The sequence below is a fragment of the Citrobacter sp. XY323 genome (genome assembly GCF_025106035.1).
Lineage (GTDB): Bacteria > Pseudomonadota > Gammaproteobacteria > Enterobacterales > Enterobacteriaceae > Citrobacter > Citrobacter braakii.
Genome location: NZ_JANYUK010000016.1, coordinates 59,677 through 79,238 on the forward strand (window position 1 = coordinate 59,677; position 19,562 = coordinate 79,238).

At 54.1% G+C, this 19,562-nt stretch carries 15 protein-coding genes and 1 pseudogene; 11 read left to right on the top strand and 5 right to left on the bottom strand.

The features are described from left to right. Positions 1-279 precede the first annotated feature (279 nt). On the top strand, positions 280-1,629 hold the full coding sequence (ghxP, locus tag N0B36_RS20675; protein ID WP_016155449.1) for a guanine/hypoxanthine transporter GhxP: 1,350 nt from the start codon (positions 280-282) through the stop codon (positions 1,627-1,629). Between the two features lie 157 nt (positions 1,630-1,786). After that, positions 1,787-3,433: a Na+/H+ antiporter gene (locus tag N0B36_RS20680; RefSeq protein WP_016155450.1), complete on the top strand. Its 1,647-nt coding sequence runs from the start codon at positions 1,787-1,789 to the stop codon at positions 3,431-3,433. Between the two features lie 84 nt (positions 3,434-3,517). On the opposite strand, the gene N0B36_RS20685 is transcribed toward N0B36_RS20680, so the two are convergent. Beyond that, a complete protein-coding gene (locus tag N0B36_RS20685; protein ID WP_047357727.1) occupies positions 3,518-4,408 on the bottom strand; it encodes a LysR family transcriptional regulator in 891 nt (296 codons plus the stop codon). Positions 4,409-4,509: 101 nt separating this feature from the next. On the opposite strand from N0B36_RS20685, the gene N0B36_RS20690 reads away from it, so the two are divergent. Together N0B36_RS20690 and N0B36_RS20695 are read left to right on the top strand one after the other, a co-directional pair. Further along, positions 4,510-4,920, top strand: coding sequence for a CidA/LrgA family protein (locus tag N0B36_RS20690; protein WP_016155367.1), 411 nt, complete (start codon positions 4,510-4,512; stop codon positions 4,918-4,920). After that, the gene (locus N0B36_RS20695; RefSeq protein ID WP_151224611.1) at positions 4,913-5,602 is read left to right on the top strand and encodes an LrgB family protein; all 690 of its coding nucleotides are present in this window, start codon (positions 4,913-4,915) and stop codon (positions 5,600-5,602) included. Before N0B36_RS20690 ends, N0B36_RS20695 begins: the two co-directional genes overlap by 8 nt. Before the next feature lie 14 nt (positions 5,603-5,616). Here the strand turns inward: N0B36_RS20695 and N0B36_RS20700 are convergent, their stop codons facing one another. Continuing rightward, entirely contained in the window at positions 5,617-6,906 is a 1,290-nt protein-coding gene (locus N0B36_RS20700) for a Gfo/Idh/MocA family protein (protein WP_047499548.1), read from the bottom strand. A gap of 243 nt (positions 6,907-7,149) precedes the next feature. On the opposite strand from N0B36_RS20700, the gene N0B36_RS20705 reads away from it, so the two are divergent. Continuing rightward, the gene (locus N0B36_RS20705) at positions 7,150-8,097 is read left to right on the top strand and encodes a DUF4431 domain-containing protein (RefSeq protein ID WP_259688920.1); all 948 of its coding nucleotides are present in this window, start codon (positions 7,150-7,152) and stop codon (positions 8,095-8,097) included. 244 nt (positions 8,098-8,341) lie between these two features. Here the strand turns inward: N0B36_RS20705 and actP are convergent, their stop codons facing one another. From actP to acs, 3 genes are all read right to left on the bottom strand, one after another. After that, complete coding sequence (actP, locus tag N0B36_RS20710; protein ID WP_016155369.1) at positions 8,342-9,991, bottom strand: cation/acetate symporter ActP; 1,650 nt, start codon at positions 9,989-9,991, stop codon at positions 8,342-8,344. Beyond that, positions 9,988-10,302, bottom strand: coding sequence for a DUF485 domain-containing protein (locus N0B36_RS20715; RefSeq protein WP_016155370.1), 315 nt, complete (start codon positions 10,300-10,302; stop codon positions 9,988-9,990). The genes actP and N0B36_RS20715 overlap by 4 nt, the downstream gene beginning before the upstream one ends. A 236-nt stretch (positions 10,303-10,538) precedes the next feature. After that, positions 10,539-12,497, bottom strand: coding sequence for an acetate--CoA ligase (gene acs, locus N0B36_RS20720; protein ID WP_016155371.1), 1,959 nt, complete (start codon positions 12,495-12,497; stop codon positions 10,539-10,541). Between the two features lie 434 nt (positions 12,498-12,931). On the opposite strand from acs, the gene nrfA reads away from it, so the two are divergent. From nrfA to nrfG, 6 genes and pseudogenes are all read left to right on the top strand, one after another. Then, positions 12,932-14,368, top strand: a complete 1,437-nt coding sequence (nrfA, locus tag N0B36_RS20725) for an ammonia-forming nitrite reductase cytochrome c552 subunit (RefSeq protein ID WP_016155372.1) — start codon at positions 12,932-12,934, stop codon at positions 14,366-14,368. A 44-nt stretch (positions 14,369-14,412) separates the two neighbouring features. Beyond that, positions 14,413-14,979, top strand: a complete 567-nt coding sequence (gene nrfB / locus N0B36_RS20730) for a cytochrome c nitrite reductase pentaheme subunit (protein ID WP_005132587.1) — start codon at positions 14,413-14,415, stop codon at positions 14,977-14,979. Beyond that, positions 14,976-15,647, top strand: a complete 672-nt coding sequence (gene nrfC, locus N0B36_RS20735) for a cytochrome c nitrite reductase Fe-S protein (RefSeq protein ID WP_016155373.1) — start codon at positions 14,976-14,978, stop codon at positions 15,645-15,647. The genes nrfB and nrfC overlap by 4 nt, the downstream gene beginning before the upstream one ends. Then, positions 15,644-16,600, top strand: a complete 957-nt coding sequence (gene nrfD / locus N0B36_RS20740) for a cytochrome c nitrite reductase subunit NrfD (RefSeq protein ID WP_016155452.1) — start codon at positions 15,644-15,646, stop codon at positions 16,598-16,600. Before nrfC ends, nrfD begins: the two co-directional genes overlap by 4 nt. Before the next feature lie 8 nt (positions 16,601-16,608). Continuing rightward, positions 16,609-18,820: pseudogene (gene nrfF / locus N0B36_RS20745) on the top strand (heme lyase NrfEFG subunit NrfF). After that, complete coding sequence (gene nrfG / locus N0B36_RS20750; RefSeq protein ID WP_047416048.1) at positions 18,817-19,437, top strand: heme lyase NrfEFG subunit NrfG; 621 nt, start codon at positions 18,817-18,819, stop codon at positions 19,435-19,437. The pseudogene nrfF and the gene nrfG overlap by 4 nt, the downstream one beginning before the upstream one ends. Positions 19,438-19,562 lie beyond the last annotated feature (125 nt).

Consider the following 19,562-nt stretch of genomic DNA (forward strand, 5'->3'; position numbering starts at 1 on the left):
CGCATTGACGATAACGTTTGCGCATCGACTGATTATTTATTGCGCGTTATAAGAAGAAATGAGTAAAAAGCGGCAAAGTTCAGTTGAAAACCAGCGTATTATCGCTGGATAATCGTTTGCTTTTTTTTACCACCCGTTTTTTATGCGCGGAGCTAAACGTTTGCTTTTTTGCGACACCCCTATTGACGCAAACCTGGCACATGGAGAAAACGTTTAGCAGGCAGTGGATTGTCCAGCACGCATAATGACGAAAAAATAAACTCTCAGGGGATGTTTTCTATGTCTACGCCTTCAGCGCGTACCGGCGGTTCACTCGACGCCTGGTTTAAAATTTCGCTCCGCGGCAGTACCGTTCGTCAGGAAGTCGTTGCCGGATTAACGACGTTCCTGGCCATGGTCTACTCCGTTATCGTGGTTCCGGGGATGCTGGGTAAAGCCGGATTCCCGCCTGCCGCTGTATTTGTGGCAACCTGTCTGGTCGCGGGCGTCGGTTCTATTGTGATGGGCCTGTGGGCAAACCTGCCGCTGGCGATTGGTTGCGCCATTTCTTTGACGGCGTTTACCGCATTCAGCCTGGTACTGGGACAACATATCAGTGTGCCTGTTGCGCTGGGTGCGGTGTTCCTGATGGGTGTCCTGTTTACCATCATTTCCGCGACCGGTATTCGTAGCTGGATCCTGCGCAATCTACCGCAGGGTGTTGCGCACGGTACGGGGATTGGTATCGGCCTGTTCCTGCTGCTGATTGCGGCAAACGGCGTGGGTCTGGTTATTAAAAACCCGCTGGACGGCCTGCCGGTTGCGCTGGGCGATTTCGATACCTTTCCGGTGATTATGTCGCTGGTAGGTCTGGCGGTGATTATTGGCCTCGAAAAACTGAAAGTACCGGGCGGCATCCTGCTGACTATTATCGGTATTTCCGTAGTGGGTCTGATTTTCGACCCGGCCGTACATTTCTCCGGTATTTTTGCCATGCCGTCTCTGAGCGACGAAAACGGTAACTCGCTGATCGGTAGCCTGGATATTATGGGCGCACTAAACCCGATCGTACTGCCGAGCGTGCTGGCGCTGGTCATGACCGCTGTCTTCGATGCGACCGGAACCATCCGTGCGGTAGCCGGACAGGCGAATCTGCTGGATAAAGACGGACAGATTATTGACGGCGGCAAAGCGCTGACCACCGACTCCCTGAGCAGCGTGTTCTCTGGCCTGGTGGGCGCTGCACCGGCGGCGGTTTATATTGAATCCGCAGCGGGTACGGCGGCAGGCGGAAAAACTGGCCTGACGGCGATCACCGTTGGCGTACTGTTCCTGCTGATCCTGTTCCTCTCTCCGCTCTCTTATCTTGTACCAGTATATGCAACGGCACCTGCGCTGATGTATGTGGGCCTGCTGATGTTGAGCAACGTAGCGAAAATCGACTTTGCTGACTTTGTCGACGCTATGGCGGGGCTGGTAACGGCCGTATTTATCGTGCTGACCTGTAACATCGTGACCGGCATTATGATTGGCTTTGCTACTCTGGTGATTGGCCGTATCGTCTCTGGCGAATGGCGCAAACTGAACATCGGCACAGTGGTCATCGCCATCGCGCTGGTGGCCTTCTACGCTGGTGGTTGGGCTATCTAATCCTCATTTGATGAAGATTCTGAAAACGGGTGGCTTTGGCCGCCCGTTTTTATTTTCACAACACTCTCGTTGTCTTTTGCGTTACTCTCAAGTAGATAGAATTGAGGCACGACGCCTCTCATCACTGATCATAAGAAACATCGCAAACAGGGAACGCATGGAAATCTTTTTCACCATACTCATCATGACCCTTGTGGTCTCGCTGTCGGGGGTTTTTACTCGCGTATTGCCATTCCAACTCCCTTTACCCCTTATGCAGATCGCCATCGGCGCCTTGCTGGCGTGGCCGACGTTTGGTTTGCATGTGGAATTCGATCCTGAGCTTTTTCTGGTTCTGTTCATCCCGCCGCTGCTTTTCGCCGATGGCTGGAAGACGCCAACCCGTGAGTTTCTGGAGCACGGGCGAGAGATCTTCGGCCTTGCGCTGGCGCTGGTTCTGGTCACGGTGGTCGGGATTGGCTTTATGATTTACTGGCTGGTGCCGGGGATCCCTCTCATCCCGGCCTTTGCGCTGGCCGCTGTCCTGTCGCCAACCGATGCCGTTGCCCTTTCCGGCATAGTGGGGGAGGGACGCATACCGAAGAAAATCATGGGTATCCTGCAGGGCGAAGCGTTGATGAACGACGCCTCCGGTCTGGTATCACTGAAATTTGCCGTCGCCGTGGCGATGGGCACGATGGTGTTTACGGTTGGTGGCGCAACGCTTGAATTCTTCAAGGTAGCGATTGGCGGTATCCTGGCCGGTTTTGTCGTCAGTTGGCTGTACGGGCGCTCCCTGCGTTTTCTCAGCCGCTGGGGTGGTGATGAACCGGCAACGCAAATCGTTCTGCTGTTCCTGCTGCCGTTTGCGTCTTACCTGATTGCGGAACACATCGGTGTTTCCGGCATCCTCGCGGCGGTCGCAGCCGGGATGACGATTACCCGTTCCGGGGTAATGCGCCGGGCGCCGCTGGCTATGCGTTTACGTGCTAACAGCACCTGGGCGATGCTGGAGTTTGTGTTTAACGGCATGGTTTTCTTGCTGTTAGGACTGCAGTTGCCGGGGATTCTGGAGTCTTCTTTGGCGGCGGCAGAAGCCGATCCGAATGTTGAAATCTGGATGCTGTTTACCGATATCGTGCTGATTTACGTGGCGCTGATGCTGGTACGTTTTGGCTGGCTGTGGACGATGAAGAAGTTTAGCCTGCGCTTCCTGAAGAAAAAGCCGATGGAGTTTGGTTCCTGGACGACGCGTGAAATCATGATCGCCTCCTTTGCGGGCGTGCGTGGGGCCATTACTCTCGCCGGTGTGCTCTCTATTCCGTTGCTGTTACCGGATGGTAGCGGCTTCCCGGCGCGATATGAGCTGATCTTCCTTGCCGCGGGCGTGATTCTGTTCTCGCTGTTTGTTGGCGTGGTGATGCTGCCGCTTCTGCTGCAACACCTGGAAGTGGCAGACCACTCGCAGCAGCAGAAAGAGGAACGAATTGCCCGCGCTGCCACGGCGGAAGTGGCGATTGTCGCCATCCAGAAAATGGAGGAGCGTCTGGCCGCAGACACCGAAGAGAACATCGACAATCAGTTGCTCACCGAGGTGAGTTCACGCGTCATCGGTAACCTGCGTCGACGCGCCGACGGACGAAACGACGTGGAAAGCTCGATGCAGGAAGAAAACCTCGAGCGGCGTTTCCGTCTGGCGGCCCTGCGTTCCGAGCGTGCGGAACTTTATCACCTGCGCGCCACGCGGGAAATCAGCAATGAGACGCTGCAAAAACTGCTGCACGATCTGGATTTGCTGGAAGCGCTGTTGATCGAGAACGAATAAACGGTTGTGCCTGATGGCGCTACGCTTATCAGGCCTACGGAATCCAATTGTAGGTCTGATAAGCGTTAAGCCGCATCCGGCATGTTACGACTCTTGCGTTAGCCAGAACCCTTCACAGCATTTGAGCCACGCCTGGGCGCTGTGCGACAGATACACACCTTCGCGCCAAATCATGCCCAACTGCCAGCGTAAATCACTCTCCAAAGGGATCCAGCGCAGCGTCTGCTTATCCAAGCGCTGGCAAATCGGCTCCGGTAAAATGGCGATCCCGACTCCGGCTTGCACCATCGCCGCCAGAAAATCCCACTGCCCACTGCGTACCGCGATGCGGGGTTTGACATTGTGCTGGTTAAACAGCTCAAGCAACTGACGGCTCAACGCGAAATCTTCGTTATAGATAAGCAGGGGATGCTCCGCTAACGCCTCGGGGGAAATTGATTCACACGTTGTCCATTGACCGGAGCGGGGGACCAGCACACAGAGCGGATGGCTAAAAAGCGGTAAGGTCGCCAGGCCGCTCTCTTCTTCAACCGGCAGCGCGGTCATCGCGACATCCAGCTCGCCATTCATCACCGCCTGCTGGACGGTTAAGCCTCCAAATTCAGATACCTTCAGCTCCACGCCGGGATAGCGCTGGCGAAACAGGCTGATAGGCCCGGCCATCAACATACCGACCATGGGGGGGATGCCGAGGCGCAGCACTCCCTTGTTGAGGTGATTAATGTCGCTGAGTTCTGCTTCGAGCTGGCGAAACTCGGCGAGGATCGCCAGGCCGCGTTCGAAAACAACCTGTCCGGTGTCGGTTAACAGCAGTCGCCGACCGTCGCGGATTAACAGCGTGCAGTTAAGCTCGTCTTCAAGGTTCTTCAACATCTTGCTGATGGTGGGCTGGGTGACAAAAAGCTTCTCCGCTGCGCGGGTAAAGCTCTGCTGACGAACCACCTCAACAAAATAGCGCAGCGTTCTGATATCCATGATTATTCCTTAAGACTATGCCTGCAATGAGTTTAATTCATTTCAGTCCTGGACGGGGGCTCTCTATACTGGCGCTCTCTACTTTTTAAGGACATACCCTCATGGCTGTGGCGATAAGCCGCGTGACACCTGCCGTTATTCATCGACTCCAGATCCCCGTTCAGGTTCTGTTGTACGCAGGTCTATTTGTATTTGCTCAATATCTTGTCTCCTGGCTGCATCTGCCGCTTCCTGCCAACTTGGTTGGGATGGTGCTGATGTTGGCGCTGATTGTCTGCCGGGTTATCCCGCTGAACTGGATTCGTGCAGGCGCTCGCTGGTTACTGGCTGAAATGTTGCTGTTTTTTGTTCCGGCGGTGGTGGCTGTCGTCAACTATACGCAGCTGTTGTTGGTCGATGGTTGGCGCATATTTGCCGTCATTGCGCTAAGTACGTTGATGGTGCTTGGCGCAACGGCGTGGGTCGTGGATAAAGTGTATCGCTATGAAATGAGCAGGCTAAACCGTGAGTAATTTCCAGCTAAGCGTGCTGTGTCTGGTGATTACGCTGGGCATCTATTTTGCCAACAAGCGCCTGTATCGCCGTTTTCGTAAATTACCGCTGATGCCGTTAGTGCTCACTCCGGCGCTGCTGGTCCTGATGCTGGTCTTTGGGCATATCTCCTGGCAAAACTATATTGGTGAATCGCACTGGCTGCTGTGGCTGTTAGGCCCTGCGACCATCGCTTTTGCCGTTCCGGTTTATGACAACCTTGCCGTGATTAAGCGGCACTGGATGTCACTGACGGCGGGCGTGGTGACGGCAACGCTGGTGGCCGTTACCAGTTCCGTGTGGCTGGCGCGTCTGTTTATGTTGCCTGATGAAATCCAGCGTAGTCTGGCGGTGCGCTCCGTCACCACGCCATTTGCGCTGGCGGCAGCAGAGCCGTTGGGTGGGCAACCAGACCTGGTGGCATTGTTCGTGGTAGTGACCGGTGTATTCGGTATGGCGGTTGGCGATGTACTGTTTTTACGGCTTTCTATTCGGGAAGGGATGGCGAAAGGTGCAGGATTTGGCGCAGCCTCGCATGGTGCGGGCACGGCGCGCTCTTATGAGCTCGGCCAGCAGGAGGGCGTGGTCGCCAGCCTGGTGATGATGCTTTCCGGCGTGGTGATGGTGCTGGTAGCGCCGCTGGTCGCGATGGTGATGTTCTGACCAGCGGCTGTGTGCTATTTCAAGCGTGAAATCAGCGCGAACTCTTTAAAATTCACCGGCCGCTGTTGCTGCATTGAAATATTCCCGGCGATACCGGTCAAAATCGACATGGCGCCGGCGCGATGGTCGGCGGCACGCTGCAACGGATCGTGCCGCGGTTCGCCAAACAGATCGGCCAGCATCGCATTATCTCCACCGCCGTGACCGCCTTCGCCGAGGGTAAAATCAGCTTGCCACGGCGCGGCAAACATCGGGAAAACAGTGATGTCACAGGCTTCAAGGCAGCCTTCGTTATCCCGCTCGCCTCCGGCGTTGACGTAGGATTTCTCAACGATTTTCATCTCCAGGCGGCCTTCGCTGCCGTTAAAGACCACGTTCAAGCCTTCCCACGGCAGCCAGGTGTTCAGTGAGTAGGTAAGCTGCACCTGATTCTGATACTTCACCAGCACCGACATGGTGTCTTCAATGGTGATGCCGTCGCTGAATACGCTCTGGTCGCGGAAATAGTTATCTTCATGTTCTGCATCCAGATAGAGCGCTTTAAGCTGAGGGTTTTCGGCCATATGCAGCGCAAACGGATCGTCTTTGGCCTGCGCATAGCCGTGAGCGCGCGGGTAAAATTGCGTCACGCCCCGGCGTTCGGCGTTCTCTTTTCCATAGAAACGCAGGCTGCCTTCGGCATACACCCGCTCGGGATAACTGCCCAGCCAGAAGTTCATTAGATCAAAATGGTGAGTGGATTTATGCACTAATAAGCCGCCGCTATTACGTTTTTCGCGATGCCAGCGACGGAAATAATCGGCACCGTGTTCGGTATTGAGCAACCATTCAAAGTGAACTGAATAAACCTCGCCAATCGTACCGTTCATCAGCAGTTCGCGAACCTTGCTGTGGTGCGGTGCATAGCGATAGTTAAAAGCGACGCGTAACTGACGGCCGGTCTCTTCAATGGCGTCCAGAATCCGCAGGGCGCGTTGCTCATCGATGGTCATCGGTTTTTCGGTGATCACATCGCAGCCTGCGCGTAGCGCACGCACGATATAGTCGTCGTGAGTCCGGTCCATGGTGGTCACAATGATGATATCCGGACGTGTTTCGCGGATCATCTCTTCAAACTGCTGCGCCTTCCATGTAGAGACCGGGGGCGCACCTTCGTTCGCCAAAAGCTGGTTGGCGTAATTCATACGGGTTTGATTGGTGTCGCAAAAGGCGACCAGACGTGCATTTTCTTTCCACTGCCCGCCAATCGCGCTGATGTAAAGTCCCGCGCGCCCGCCAGTTCCTACCAGGGCATATTTCTTCATAACATCCTCATTTCTAAAAAATGAATTAACGTGTTGATGTAATAAAAACAATATTTCAATTTTATTTTTATACAATAACGCTAATGCAGAAGATGGATACAACGCAGAAGGAAAAATGTGATCCCCAGCCAAAATGACCGGAAGAGAGGATGAGATTCTGATTTTCTTAGAGGCTATGTTTAAATTTATGTTTACGCCTTAGAATAATGATAAATGTTACTCGCCATTGTAAGGATGCGCAGCGTGAAATATTTGTGGTTATCTGCTCTTTTGTTTAGTCATGCCGTTTTGGCCTGGTGTCCTGATGAAGACCAACAGGTGACACTTCAGGGAACATTAATACAACAGACATTACCCGGTTCGCCAAATTACGAAAGCATCAAAGATGGCGATGAAGCGGTAACTTATGATTATCTTAAATTGGATCAACCGTTTGAGTGCGATGTTAACGGTGAGCGTGAAAATGTTCCGCTAGTGCAGATTATCTTGATGGGCAAAAATAAGCTTAATTACGCCGATCTTGCTCCTTCTCTGGGAAAAGATGTCATCCTGACCGGGAAAACGATGTATGCCCAAACGGGTCATCACTTTACTTCTGTGCTGCTTATTCTTTATAGCGCCAAAAACGTTACTCCCATCACCACGGCGGAACAAAAGAAAAGCGCGCTGCTGCAGTTTCAACAGTTCCAACAGGCGTTGCGGGAGAAAAACGTTGTCGCGTTGAAAACATATTTTGTCTTTCCTTTGCAGGGGACGCTATTTGACTTTATTGATTATGATGAAAACCGTCAGGAAGATGTACTTACCGAGACTGTGTTTGACCAAAATTCGCAGCAGATTATGGCGCATCTGCAGATGCTTGCCAGCATCGGTGTTGATGCTGAATCCCTGATGATAAACGAGTACAGAATTAACGCGCTTTCGGAACATGAGCAGCAGCGTCGCTATTTTCCTGCGGATGAAGATGGCATGTTTTATTATGAAGAACGCGGTAAACGTCATACCGTTAAAGGAACATGCGATACCATCGCCCAAGGGGAACTTACGGACGGTATTCTTTTTATTTCACAGGGGACCGGTCCTAATACGCAACTTCCCGGCCTTTCAGAGTATTGTGATGGTGCGACGTCATATATGTTCAAGCTGGTTGATGGCAAACTGCGACTGACGGGGAGTTTTACCGCAGGGTAGGGACGTATTACAAAAGGAATGAAATAAAAATAGAAAAGGATGTTAATAAATGCTTAATGATTTATTTCTGGGGTGCCGGGTTGCTGGCTTTTTGGAAGGGCTGGCAGTGGCTAAATCTTGTGTGTGCGATTATTTTCCTGTTGCTTATCGCTGTGCCTGCTCGTCGCTTGATAACGGATGAGAATCCAGGATGATTCGCTGAACGTCTTCCCCGGCCAAAATGACCGGGGAAGAGGAGGAGTGGTTAGTGCGCGCGACCTTGTTCTACGCCGTACCCGGTCTGGGAACGGATGAACTGAGCACGGAACTGCTCGCGTTCGCGATTACCTTCTTCTGAGTTATCGGTAGCAGAGAAGAACCAGATCCCGAGGAACGCTACGCTGATGGAGAACAGCGCCGGATATTCATACGGGAAAATGGCTTTTTCGTGACCAAGGATCTGGACCCAAATCGTCGGGCCAAGCACCATCAGCACCACCGCCGTCAGCAGACCTAACCAGCCGCCCAACATCGCGCCACGCGTGGTCAGTCTTGACCAGTACATGGAGAGCAGAATGATCGGGAAGTTGCAGCTAGCTGCGATAGCAAACGCCAGACCTACCATGAAGGCGATATTCTGGTTCTCAAACAGCACGCCGAGCAGGATGGCAATCACACCCAGCACCAGTACGGTGATTTTCGACACCTTCAGCTCTTCACGTTCGGTTGCGCCTTTACGGAACACGTTGGCATACAGGTCGTGAGAAACGGCCGATGCGCCCGCCAGCGTCAGGCCTGCAACCACCGCCAGGATGGTGGCAAACGCCACAGCTGAGATGAAGCCCAGGAACAGGTTGCCGCCCACTGCATTCGCCAGGTGAACCGCCGCCATGTTGTTACCGCCGATCAGCGCGCCAGCAGCGTCTTTATACGCCGGATTAGCGCCCACCAGCATGATCGCGCCAAAGCCGATGATAAAGGTCAGGATGTAGAAATAACCCATAAAACCGGTGGCATAGAACACGCTCTTACGCGCTTCGCGGGCATCGCTGACCGTGAAGAAGCGCATCAGGATGTGCGGCAAGCCTGCCGTACCAAACATCAGGCCGAGACCTAACGATAGGGCGGAGATCGGATCTTTTACCAGTCCGCCCGGGCTCATAATGGCTGAACCTTTCGGGTGTACCGCCATTGCTTCGGTGAACAGGTTGTTGAAGCTAAAGCCGACGTGCTTCATCACCATAAAGGCCATAAAGCTGGCGCCGAACAGCAGCAGAACGGCTTTGATGATCTGTACCCAGGTGGTCGCCAGCATGCCGCCAAACAGGACGTACATCATCATCAGCACGCCAACCAGTACGACGGCGATGTGATAGTTCAGACCAAACAGCAGCTCAATCAGCTTACCTGCGCCGACCATCTGGGCGATCAGATACAGCGCGACCACCACCAGAGAACCACAGGCCGACAGAATACGGATTGGTCCTTGCTTTAGACGATAAGAAGCAACATCTGCAAAGGTGTAACGACCCAGGTTACGCAGACGCTCAGCAATCAGGAACAGGATAATTGGCCAGCCGACCAGGAAGCCGAGTGAATAGATCAGCCCGTCATAACCGGAGGTAAACACCAGCGCGGAAATCCCGAGGAACGATGCCGCCGACATATAGTCGCCCGCAATCGCCAGCCCGTTCTGGAAACCAGTGATGTTACCGCCGGCGGTGTAGTAGTCATTACGCGAACGTACGCGCTTAGACGCCCAGTAAGTAATACCGAGCGTAAAGATGACGAAAATCAGGAACATGACAATCGCCTGCCAGTTGGTTGGCTGGCGTTGGACTGCACCGCTAATAGCATCCGCCGCGTTTGCGGCGAAGGGCAGCGTGGCGGCAAGCGCCGTCAGGACTCTCTTCATGATGCTTTAACCTCGTGCAGAACCGCATTGTTCAGGCGGTCGAATTCACCGTTTGCCCGCCAGATATAGATCCCGGTCAGGATGAAGGAGATGAGGATCACACCGACCCCAATCGGAATACCCCGGGTGACGCTGGTTCCCGCGTGTAGCGGCGTACCCAGCCAGCCAGGCGCAAAGGCAATCAGTAAAATAAAGCTGATGTAAACTGCCAGCATGATGATGGACAGAATGGTGGCAAACCGTTGCCTTTTTTCAACTAACTCCCTGAAACGCGCACTGTCTTCTATCCGCTGATAAATAGAGTCATTCATCACAGAGTTCTCCAGAGGCCCCCTTCGTCTTTCACGTTGCAAGTGTGTTGGCCGCACTCGCCCACCTCAGTCACATAGTGAACTATGCTCCTGGGGATGCGCTCGCTTGCCGCCTTCCTGCAACGCGAAATCCTTTGGGGTGGGTTATTATATTTTCCCTCCCGGTCAGGGGAGGGGTAGGGGTAGGATTTGTAGGCCCGATAAGCCGCGCACCATCGGGCATTTCACGGTTATGGTTATGATGGCATCGCGATGGCCTGCTTCTCTTCGAGCAGTTTCTCTACCACGCCAGGATCGGCGAGGGTCGAGGTATCGCCCAGATTGCTGGTATCGCCCGCCGCGATTTTACGCAGAATACGGCGCATGATTTTGCCGGAGCGGGTTTTCGGCAGTGAGTCGGTCCAGTGCAGCACGTCTGGCGTTGCCAGCGGACCAATTTCTTTACGTACCCAGTTGCGCACCTCGGCGTACAGCTCCGGTGACGGCTCTTCGCCGTGATTCAGCGTGACGTAGGCGTAGATCGCCTGGCCTTTAATATTATGCGGAATACCCACCACCGCGGCCTCGGCAATCTTCGGATGCGACACCAGCGCCGATTCGATTTCTGCCGTTCCCAGACGGTGGCCAGAGACGTTCAGCACATCGTCCACACGACCGGTGATCCAGTAATAGCCATCTTCGTCACGACGCGCGCCGTCGCCGCTGAAGTACATATTCTTGAAGGTAGAAAAGTAGGTCTGCTCAAAGCGTTCGTGATCGCCAAACAGCGTTCTCGCCTGGCCCGGCCACGAGTCGGTAATCACCAGGTTGCCTTCGGTCGCGCCTTCCAGCGGATTACCCTCGTTATCGACAATCGCAGGCTGTACGCCAAAGAACGGACGGGTTGCGGAACCCGCTTTCAGCTCGGTGGCGCCCGGCAGCGGGGTGATCATGAATCCACCGGTTTCGGTCTGCCACCAGGTATCGACGACCGGGCATTTTTCGTTGCCGATCTTCTTCCAGTACCACTCCCATGCTTCCGGGTTAATCGGCTCGCCAACGGAACCCAGGATACGCAGCGAGGAGCGGTCAGTGCCTTCAATCGCTTTATCACCTTCTGCCATCAGGGCGCGGATGGCGGTCGGCGCGGTATACAGAATATTGACCTGGTGCTTGTCCACAACCTGCGACATACGCGCCGGGGTTGGCCAGTTTGGCACGCCTTCGAACATCAGCGTGGTTGCGCCGCAGGCCAACGGACCATACAGCAGGTAGCTGTGCCCGGTTACCCAACCCACGTCAGCGGTACACCAATAAATATCGCCCTGATGGTAGTCAAACACGTACTTAAAGGTGGTTGCGGCATAGACCAGATATCCGCCGGTGGTATGCAGTACGCCTTTTGGCTTGCCGGTTGAACCGGAGGTATAGAGGATAAACAGCGGATCTTCCGCGTTCATTTCTTCTGGCTGATGTTCCGGGCTGGCTTTCTCGATAAGATCGGACCACCACAGGTCACGGCCTTCCTGCCATTCCGTTTTTCCACCGGTACGTTTGAGGACGACCACATGTTCTACGGTTTTCACGTTCGGGTTTTTCAGCGCATCATCGACGTTCTTTTTCAGCGGGATAGCGCGGCCGGCGCGCACGCCTTCGTCGGCGGTGATCACCAGACGTGAATTGGAGTCGATGATACGTCCGGCGACGGCCTCTGGTGAGAAACCACCGAAGATGACCGAATGCACCGCGCCAATACGGGCGCAAGCCAGCATAGCAACCGCCGCTTCCGGCACCATCGGCATATAAATGGCCACTACGTCGCCTTTTTTAATGCCTAAATCCAGTAGCGTATTGGCGAAACGGCAAACATCGCGATGCAGTTCGCGATAAGTAATGTTTTTGCTTTGGGTGGCGTCATCGCCTTCCCAGATGATGGCGGTGCGATCGCCATTTGCCTGTAAATGACGGTCAAGGCAGTTTGCGGCCAGGTTCAGGGTGCCGTCTTCGTACCATTTAATCGACACGTTGCCTGGTGCGAAGGAGGTGTTCTTCACCTGGCTGTACGGCTTGATCCAATCAAGTATCTTTCCCTGCTCGCCCCAAAATGTGTCGGGTTCGTTAACGGATTGCTGGTATTTCTCTTCGTACTGCTCCGGATTTATCAGGCAACGATCCGCAATGTTTGCGGGAATAGCGTGTTTATGTATTTGGCTCATGGCTTTTGTTCTCCTTGTAGGATGTTAATAATATGTCTCATAAACGTTAAATGTAGGGGCTTTGAGAGTTTTGTTTAGTATTTGCGCGGCAGATCACGCAATAAACGAATTGTGCAAATTAGCGGCAAACTTAATTTTGAAGGGAACTAGCAAAAATTGATTAAATCTCGCGATAACATGTAGTTATCTAAAGGATTATTGAAAAGGTGATCTATCTCTGAATTAGACAAAAGAGTGAGGAGTTAGAGGGGGTTTATAACTCTAAAGTGGTATTTTACATACACTTACAATTGATTAAAAACAACATTTTCAGTGTGGTTTCTTGTTACAAATAGGGTGGAGCAATGTCATGACAGTATTCGTGTGGTTGCTGTTATGGAAAACAATAAAAGAACCGCCATTGCAGATAATGGCGTCATCTGGATGAGACCCCTATGGCAAGGATAAAATCACGCGTACGCCGTTTCTTCAGCCTGTTATTACCTTTATTATTTATTTCTGCTGTTCACGCTGAACAAACTCCTGTACCCGCAAAAACCGTCACCGTTGAAGCGAAGAATGAAACCTTCGCTCCTCAGCATCCCGATCAATATCTCTCCTGGAAAGCCACGTCTGAGCAATCAGCCCGTGAAGATGCGCTGGCAGAAGATCCGCGTCTGGTGATCCTGTGGGCGGGATATCCATTCTCGCGCGATTACAACAAACCGCGTGGACACGCCTATGCCGTGACCGATGTACGTGAAACCTTACGTACCGGCGCACCAAAAACGGCTGAAGACGGCCCGCTGCCGATGGCCTGCTGGAGCTGTAAAAGCCCGGACGTAGCGCGTCTGATCCAGAAAGATGGTGAAGATGGCTACTTCCACGGTAAATGGGCGCGCGGCGGTCCGGAAATTGTTAACAATCTCGGCTGTGCAGATTGCCATAACACTGCGTCACCAGACTTCGCCAAAGGCAAGCCAGAGCTGACGCTGTCGCGTCCTTATGCAGAACGCGCGATGGAAGCAATCGGCAAACCGTTTGAGAAAGCCGGTCGCTTTGATCAGCAATCCATGGTCTGCGGTCAGTGCCACGTGGAATACTACTTCGACGGTAAAAACAAAGCCGTTAAGTTCCCGTGGGACGAGGGCATGAAAGTCGAGAACATGGAGAAATACTACGACACCATCGCCTTCTCTGACTGGACCAACTCCCTGTCGAAAACGCCGATGCTGAAAGCGCAGCACCCGGAATATGAAACCTGGAGCGCGGGCATTCACGGCAAGAACAACGTGACCTGTATCGACTGTCACATGCCGAAAGTGCAAAACGCGGAAGGCAAGATCTACACCGACCATAAGATTGGTAACCCGTTCGATAACTTTGCTCAGACCTGTGCGAACTGCCACACCCAGGATAAAGCGTCCCTGCAAAAAGTGGTCGCCGAGCGTAAACAGGCTATTCATGACCTGAAAATCAAGGTTGAAGATCAGCTGGTTCATGCGCACTTCGAAGCGAAAGCTGCATGGGATGCGGGTGCGACTGAAGCGGAAATGAAGCCGATTCTGGAAGATATCCGTCACGCACAATGGCGCTGGGACCTGTCTATCGCCTCACACGGTATTCACATGCACGCTCCGGAAGAGGGTCTGCGGATGCTGGGTAGCGCCATGGATAAAGCCGCCGATGCGCGTACCAAACTGGTCCGTCTGCTGGCGACTAAAGGCATCACCCATGAAATCCCGTTACCGGATATCTCTACCAAAGAGAAAGCCCAGGCGGCGATTGGTCTGAACATGCAGCAAATCAATGCTGAGAAGCAGGACTTCATCAAAACGGTGATTCCGCAGTGGGAAGATCAGGCGCGTAAAAACGGTCTGTTAAGCCAATAACCCCATTTCGCCCCGTCAGGGGCGGATAACTCAACGGAGTGAATATGAGCGTATTACGTTCGTTATTAACTGCTGGGGTGCTGGCGTCAGGCTTGTTCTGGAGCCTGAGTGGAATCACTGCCACGCCAACGCCGCAGGAGTCGGATCAACGCTGGACGGTTACCCAACAGCGTAATCCGGATGCCGCCTGTCTGGATTGTCACAAGCCAGATACCGAAGGTATGCATGGTAAGCATGCAGAAGTCATCAACCCGAATAACAAACTGCCGGTCACCTGCACCAACTGTCACGGCCAGCCGTCACCGAACCACCGTGAAGGGGTGAAGGATGTGATGCGCTTTAATGAGCCGATGTACAACGTTGAACAGCAGAACAGCGTCTGTATGTCCTGCCACCTGCCTGAGCAGCTACAAAAAGCGTTCTGGCCACACGATGTCCACGTAACCAAAGTGGCGTGTGCCAGCTGTCACTCACTGCATCCGAAGCAAGACACGATGCAGACGCTAAGTGATAAAGGACGGATCAAGATTTGCGTCGATTGCCACAGCGATCAGCGTAACAATCCGAACTTTAACCCGGCGTCGGTTCCGTTGCTTAAGGAGCATCCATGAGTTGCTCTCGTCGCCAGTTTATCACCCGCGTCGGCGCGCTGGTGGCAGTGAGCGGGACGGCGGGACGCGTTGTGGCGAAGACGCTGAACATCAACGGCGTACGTTACGGTATGGTACATGATGAGTCACTATGCATCGGCTGTACGGCCTGCATGGATGCTTGTCGGGAAGTAAACAACGTGCCGGAAGGGGTATCGCGTCTGACGATTATTCGCAGCGAGCCGCAGGGGACGTTTCCTGATGTGAAGTATCGTTTTTTCCGTCATTCGTGCCAGCATTGCGACCATGCCCCCTGCGTTGACGTCTGCCCGACGGGGGCATCGTATCGCGATGCCGCCAGCGGTATTGTGGATGTGAACCCGGACCTTTGCGTTGGCTGCCAGTACTGTATCGCCGCGTGTCCTTATCGCGTGCGCTTTATCCATCCGGTTAGCAAAACGGCGGATAAATGCGATTTCTGTCGGAAAACCAATCTGAAAGCGGGCAAGCAGCCCGCCTGCGTTGAGTCGTGTCCGACGAAGGCGCTGACGTTTGGTAATCTGGACGATCCCAACAGCGATATCTCCCGCTTGTTGCTGCAGAAAACCACCTACCGTTACAAGCTGGCGTTGGGCACAAAACCGAAGGTCTACCGCGTTCCCTTTAAATTTGGGGAGGTGAGCCAATGACATCCGCTTCTGCATTTCATTTTGAATCACTGGTGTGGGACTGGCCCATTGCCATCTATCTGTTCCTGATTGGCATCTCCGCCGGACTGGTCACGCTGGCGATTCTGCTGCGTCGTTTCCATCCGGAGGCGGGCGGTTCTGACAGCACGCTGCTACGCACTACGCTGGTGTTAGGGCCGGGGGCGATTATCTTCGGTCTGCTGATTCTGGTGTTCCACCTGACGCGTCCATGGACCTTCTGGAAACTGATGTTCCACTACAGCTTCACTTCGGTGATGTCGATGGGGGTCATGTTGTTCCAGTTGTATATGGTGGTGTTGGTGCTGTGGCTGGCAAAAATCTTTGAAAAAGAGGTGATTGCTCTGCAACAGCGCTGGTTGCCGCGATTAGGGATCGTACAGAAAATGCTGACGTTGATTGCGCCGTTTCATCGCGCGCTGGAGACGTTAATGCTGGTGCTGGCGGTCCTGCTCGGGGCGTACACCGGTTTTCTGCTATCGGCGCTGAAATCCTACCCGTTCCTGAATAACCCGATCCTGCCGGTGCTGTTCCTGTTCTCCGGGATCTCCTCCGGCGCGGCGGTGGCGCTGATCGCCATGGCGTTACGTCATCGTAGCAATCCGCACAGTACCGAAGCGCACTTTGTGCATCGCATGGAAGTCCCGGTGGTATGGCTGGAGATCTTCCTGCTGGCGGCGTTTTTCGTCGGTCTGGCGCTGGGCGATGACGGCAAAATGCGCGCGCTGGCGGCGGCACTGGGCGGCGGATTCTGGACCTGGTGGTTCTGGCTGGGCGTGGCCGGGCTTGGGCTGATACTGCCGATGCTGCTAAAACCTTGGGCCAACCGCAGTTCGACGTTTCATGGCGTGCTGGCAGTGTGCGGTGCCAGCCTGACCGGCGTACTGCTGCTGCGCTTTTTTATTCTCTATGCGGGTCAGCTAACCGTTGCGTAAGGTGATATCTGGACGTTCTCCTTCCTGAAGCCGGTTTTCTGGCACTGTTGTTAAGCCTCGGGGTCAACGTGTTGACCCCGCTTGCCGTGTTGGTGGGTGTCCGCCAGCGCTGGCAAGGCGTAATGCGCCTGGCAAGCGTGGGCATGTGGACGCAGTTTTCGCTGCTGCTGCTGGCCTTTGCCATTCTGATATTCTGCTTTCTGACCAGCGATTTTTCGGTGGTCTACGTTGCTCAGCATAGCTACAGCCTGCTGCCGTGGGGATTAAAACTGGCGGCGGTGTGGGGCGGGCATGAAGGATCGCTGCTGCTGTGGGTGCTGTTTCTTTCCGGCTGGAGCGCGCTGTTCGCCTTGCGCTATCGGCGTGATTCCGACCTGCTGTTTCCGTTAACGCTCAGCGTCCTCGCTCTGATAACGGCCCTGCTGCTGCTGTTTGTGGTGGTATGGTCCGATCCGTTCGTGCGTATCTTCCCGCCAGCCATTGAAGGGCGCGATCTTAACCCGATGCTGCAACATCTCGGGTTAATCCTCCATCCGCCGCTGCTGTACCTGGGTTACGGTGGCTTGATGGTGGCGGCAGGCGTGGCGCTGGCCTCGCTGCTGCGCGGTGACTTTAATGCGCAGAGCGCCGGGGTGTGCTGGCGCTGGGCGCTGCCTGGCTGGTGTGCGCTGACGCTGGGGATTATCCTCGGCTCCTGGTGGGCTTACTGCGAGCTGGGTTGGGGCGGCTGGTGGTTCTGGGACCCGGTAGAAAATGCCTCCTTATTACCCTGGCTTTCCGCCAGTGCGCTGCTGCATAGTCTGTTCATCACGCGCCAACGTGGGATCTTCCGCCACTGGTCGCTGCTGCTGGCGATCATCACGCTGATTTTATCGCTGCTGGGGACGCTGATTGTGCGTTCCGGCATTCTCGTTTCCGTGCACGCTTTTGCACTGGATAACGTCCGCGCCACGCCGCTGTTTGCGCTGTTTACCGTATTGAGCCTGGCATCGCTCGGGCTGTACGCCTGGCGGGGACAGCAAGTCCGCCAGAATGCGCGTTTTGGCGGCTGGTCGCGCGAGATGCTGATTCTGGTCGCGCTATTACTTTTTTGCGCGGTGCTGCTGATTGTGCTGATTGGCACCCTTTACCCGATGATTTACGGGTTGTTCGGCTGGGGGCGGCTCTCCGTGGGCGCACCGTACTTTAACCGTGCTACGCTGCCCTTTGGCCTGCTGATGCTGCTGGTTATCGTGCTGGCGACGATCAGAAGCCGCAAAGTGTCTGTGCGTTGCCAGCTTCCGGCACTGCTGGCGCATGCCGGGGTGCTGGTGTTTGCGGCGGGGATCGTCTTTTCCAGCGGTAGTCGTCAGGAGATAAGCCTGAATCTGAGCCCCGGGCAGCAGGTGGAACTGGCGGGCTATATTTTTCGTTTTGAGCGTCTCGACCTGGAAGCAAAAGGTAACTACACCAGTGAAAAAGCGCAGATCACGCTGTGGCAAAATGAGAAACGCATTGGCAGCCTGCAGCCTGAAAGACGCTTCTATGCCGCGCGCCGTCAACAGATGATGGAGCCGGGGATCCGCTGGAATCTGATGCATGATTGGTATGCGGTAATCGGCGAAAAAACCGGACCGGACCGTTATGCCATGCGCTTGTACGTGCAGACCGGCGTGCGCTGGATTTGGGGCGGGGGACTGTTAATGGTCTTTGGTGCGCTGCTGAGCGGATGGCGAGGGAGAAAGCGCGATGCATAAACTAATCAACGCGTTGCCGGATGGCGGCGAACGGGGTGTGAAAACGGTAGGTCGGATAAGCGCAGCGCCATCCGGCAGAACATGTTTATTGTTAGCTATCATTTTGTTTTTCATCGCCTTCGCGACACATGCCCAGGTTGTGGACACATGGACTTTTGCCAACCCGCAACAACAGGAAAAAGCGTTGTCTATTGCCAGCCAACTGCGCTGTCCACAGTGTCAAAACCAAAACTTGCTGGAATCTAATGCGCCGGTAGCGGTCAGTATGCGCCACCAGGTTTATAGCATGGTGGCGGAAGGGAAAAGTGAAGCCGAGATAACGACGTGGATGACCGATCGCTACGGTGATTTTGTGCGCTACAACCCGCCGTTGAATGAGCAAACGCTGCTGCTGTGGGCGTTGCCGTGCCTGCTGTTATTACTGGTGGGCGTGGTGGTCTGGCGGGTGAGAAGGCGTCAGCGCGTAGAGGAGGATGTGCAATGAGCCAGTCCAACCATTCCCCTGCGCCGTTACGCCCACTCCCCGTGAAGTGGCTGACCGCTGCGACGGTGCTGATGGTTGTGGCCTGCATCGGAGGTTATCTGTTGACGCCAAAATGGCAGGCGGTGCGTCAGGAACAGACGCGGTTGGCGGACCCATTACATGCGTTCACCGATGAAAATGTTCAGGAAAAACAGCTGCTTTTGCTGCAATCGCAAATTCGTGCTAATCCACAGGACGGTGTGAAATGGGCGCAACTCGGTGAGTACTATCTTTGGCAAAACGCGTATCATAATGCGCTGCTGGCCTACGAGCAGGCGCTGCGTGTAGGGGGTGAAAATGCTGAGATCTATTCAGCGCTGGCAACGGTATTGTATTACCAGGCCGGGCAGCATATGACACCGCCCACTCGCGAGATGATTGATAAGGCTCTGGCGCTGGACCCGACAGAGGTCACTGCGCTGATGCTGTTAGCCTCAGATGCGTTTATGCAGGCAGACTACGCCCAGGCCATTTCAGTGTGGCAAAAAGTTATGGATTTAAACTCGCCGAGGGTGAACCGGGCACAGCTCATTGACTCTATTAATATGGCGAAGTTGTTGCAGAATCGGCAAAAATAAATTTGTTTCTTTTGTGATTTGTATCATTTGGCCTGTTTAAAAAACAGGCGAACGAACAAATGAGCAAAAAAAACTCACGCCATGACTTCTTCATTTTTGAACATATTAAAATTCTTTTATAACAA

Excerpts from the sequence above, each read along its gene's own strand:
- actP (WP_016155369.1), bottom strand. The coding sequence starts at position 9,991 with ATGAAGAGAGTCCTGACGGCGCTTGCCGCCACGCTGCCCTTCGCCGCA.
- acs (WP_016155371.1), bottom strand. The coding sequence starts at position 12,497 with ATGAGCCAAATACATAAACACGCTATTCCCGCAAACATTGCGGATCGT.
- ghxP (WP_016155449.1), top strand. The coding sequence starts at position 280 with ATGTCTACGCCTTCAGCGCGTACCGGCGGTTCACTCGACGCCTGGTTT.
- N0B36_RS20690 (WP_016155367.1), top strand. The coding sequence starts at position 4,510 with ATGGCTGTGGCGATAAGCCGCGTGACACCTGCCGTTATTCATCGACTC.
- N0B36_RS20700 (WP_047499548.1), bottom strand. The coding sequence starts at position 6,906 with ATGAAGAAATATGCCCTGGTAGGAACTGGCGGGCGCGCGGGACTTTAC.
- nrfA (WP_016155372.1), top strand. The coding sequence starts at position 12,932 with ATGGCAAGGATAAAATCACGCGTACGCCGTTTCTTCAGCCTGTTATTA.
- nrfG (WP_047416048.1), top strand. The coding sequence starts at position 18,817 with ATGAGCCAGTCCAACCATTCCCCTGCGCCGTTACGCCCACTCCCCGTG.
- nrfD (WP_016155452.1), top strand. The coding sequence starts at position 15,644 with ATGACATCCGCTTCTGCATTTCATTTTGAATCACTGGTGTGGGACTGG.
- N0B36_RS20715 (WP_016155370.1), bottom strand. The coding sequence starts at position 10,302 with ATGAATGACTCTATTTATCAGCGGATAGAAGACAGTGCGCGTTTCAGG.
- nrfC (WP_016155373.1), top strand. The coding sequence starts at position 14,976 with ATGAGTTGCTCTCGTCGCCAGTTTATCACCCGCGTCGGCGCGCTGGTG.
- N0B36_RS20685 (WP_047357727.1), bottom strand. The coding sequence starts at position 4,408 with ATGGATATCAGAACGCTGCGCTATTTTGTTGAGGTGGTTCGTCAGCAG.
- nrfB (WP_005132587.1), top strand. The coding sequence starts at position 14,413 with ATGAGCGTATTACGTTCGTTATTAACTGCTGGGGTGCTGGCGTCAGGC.
- N0B36_RS20680 (WP_016155450.1), top strand. The coding sequence starts at position 1,787 with ATGGAAATCTTTTTCACCATACTCATCATGACCCTTGTGGTCTCGCTG.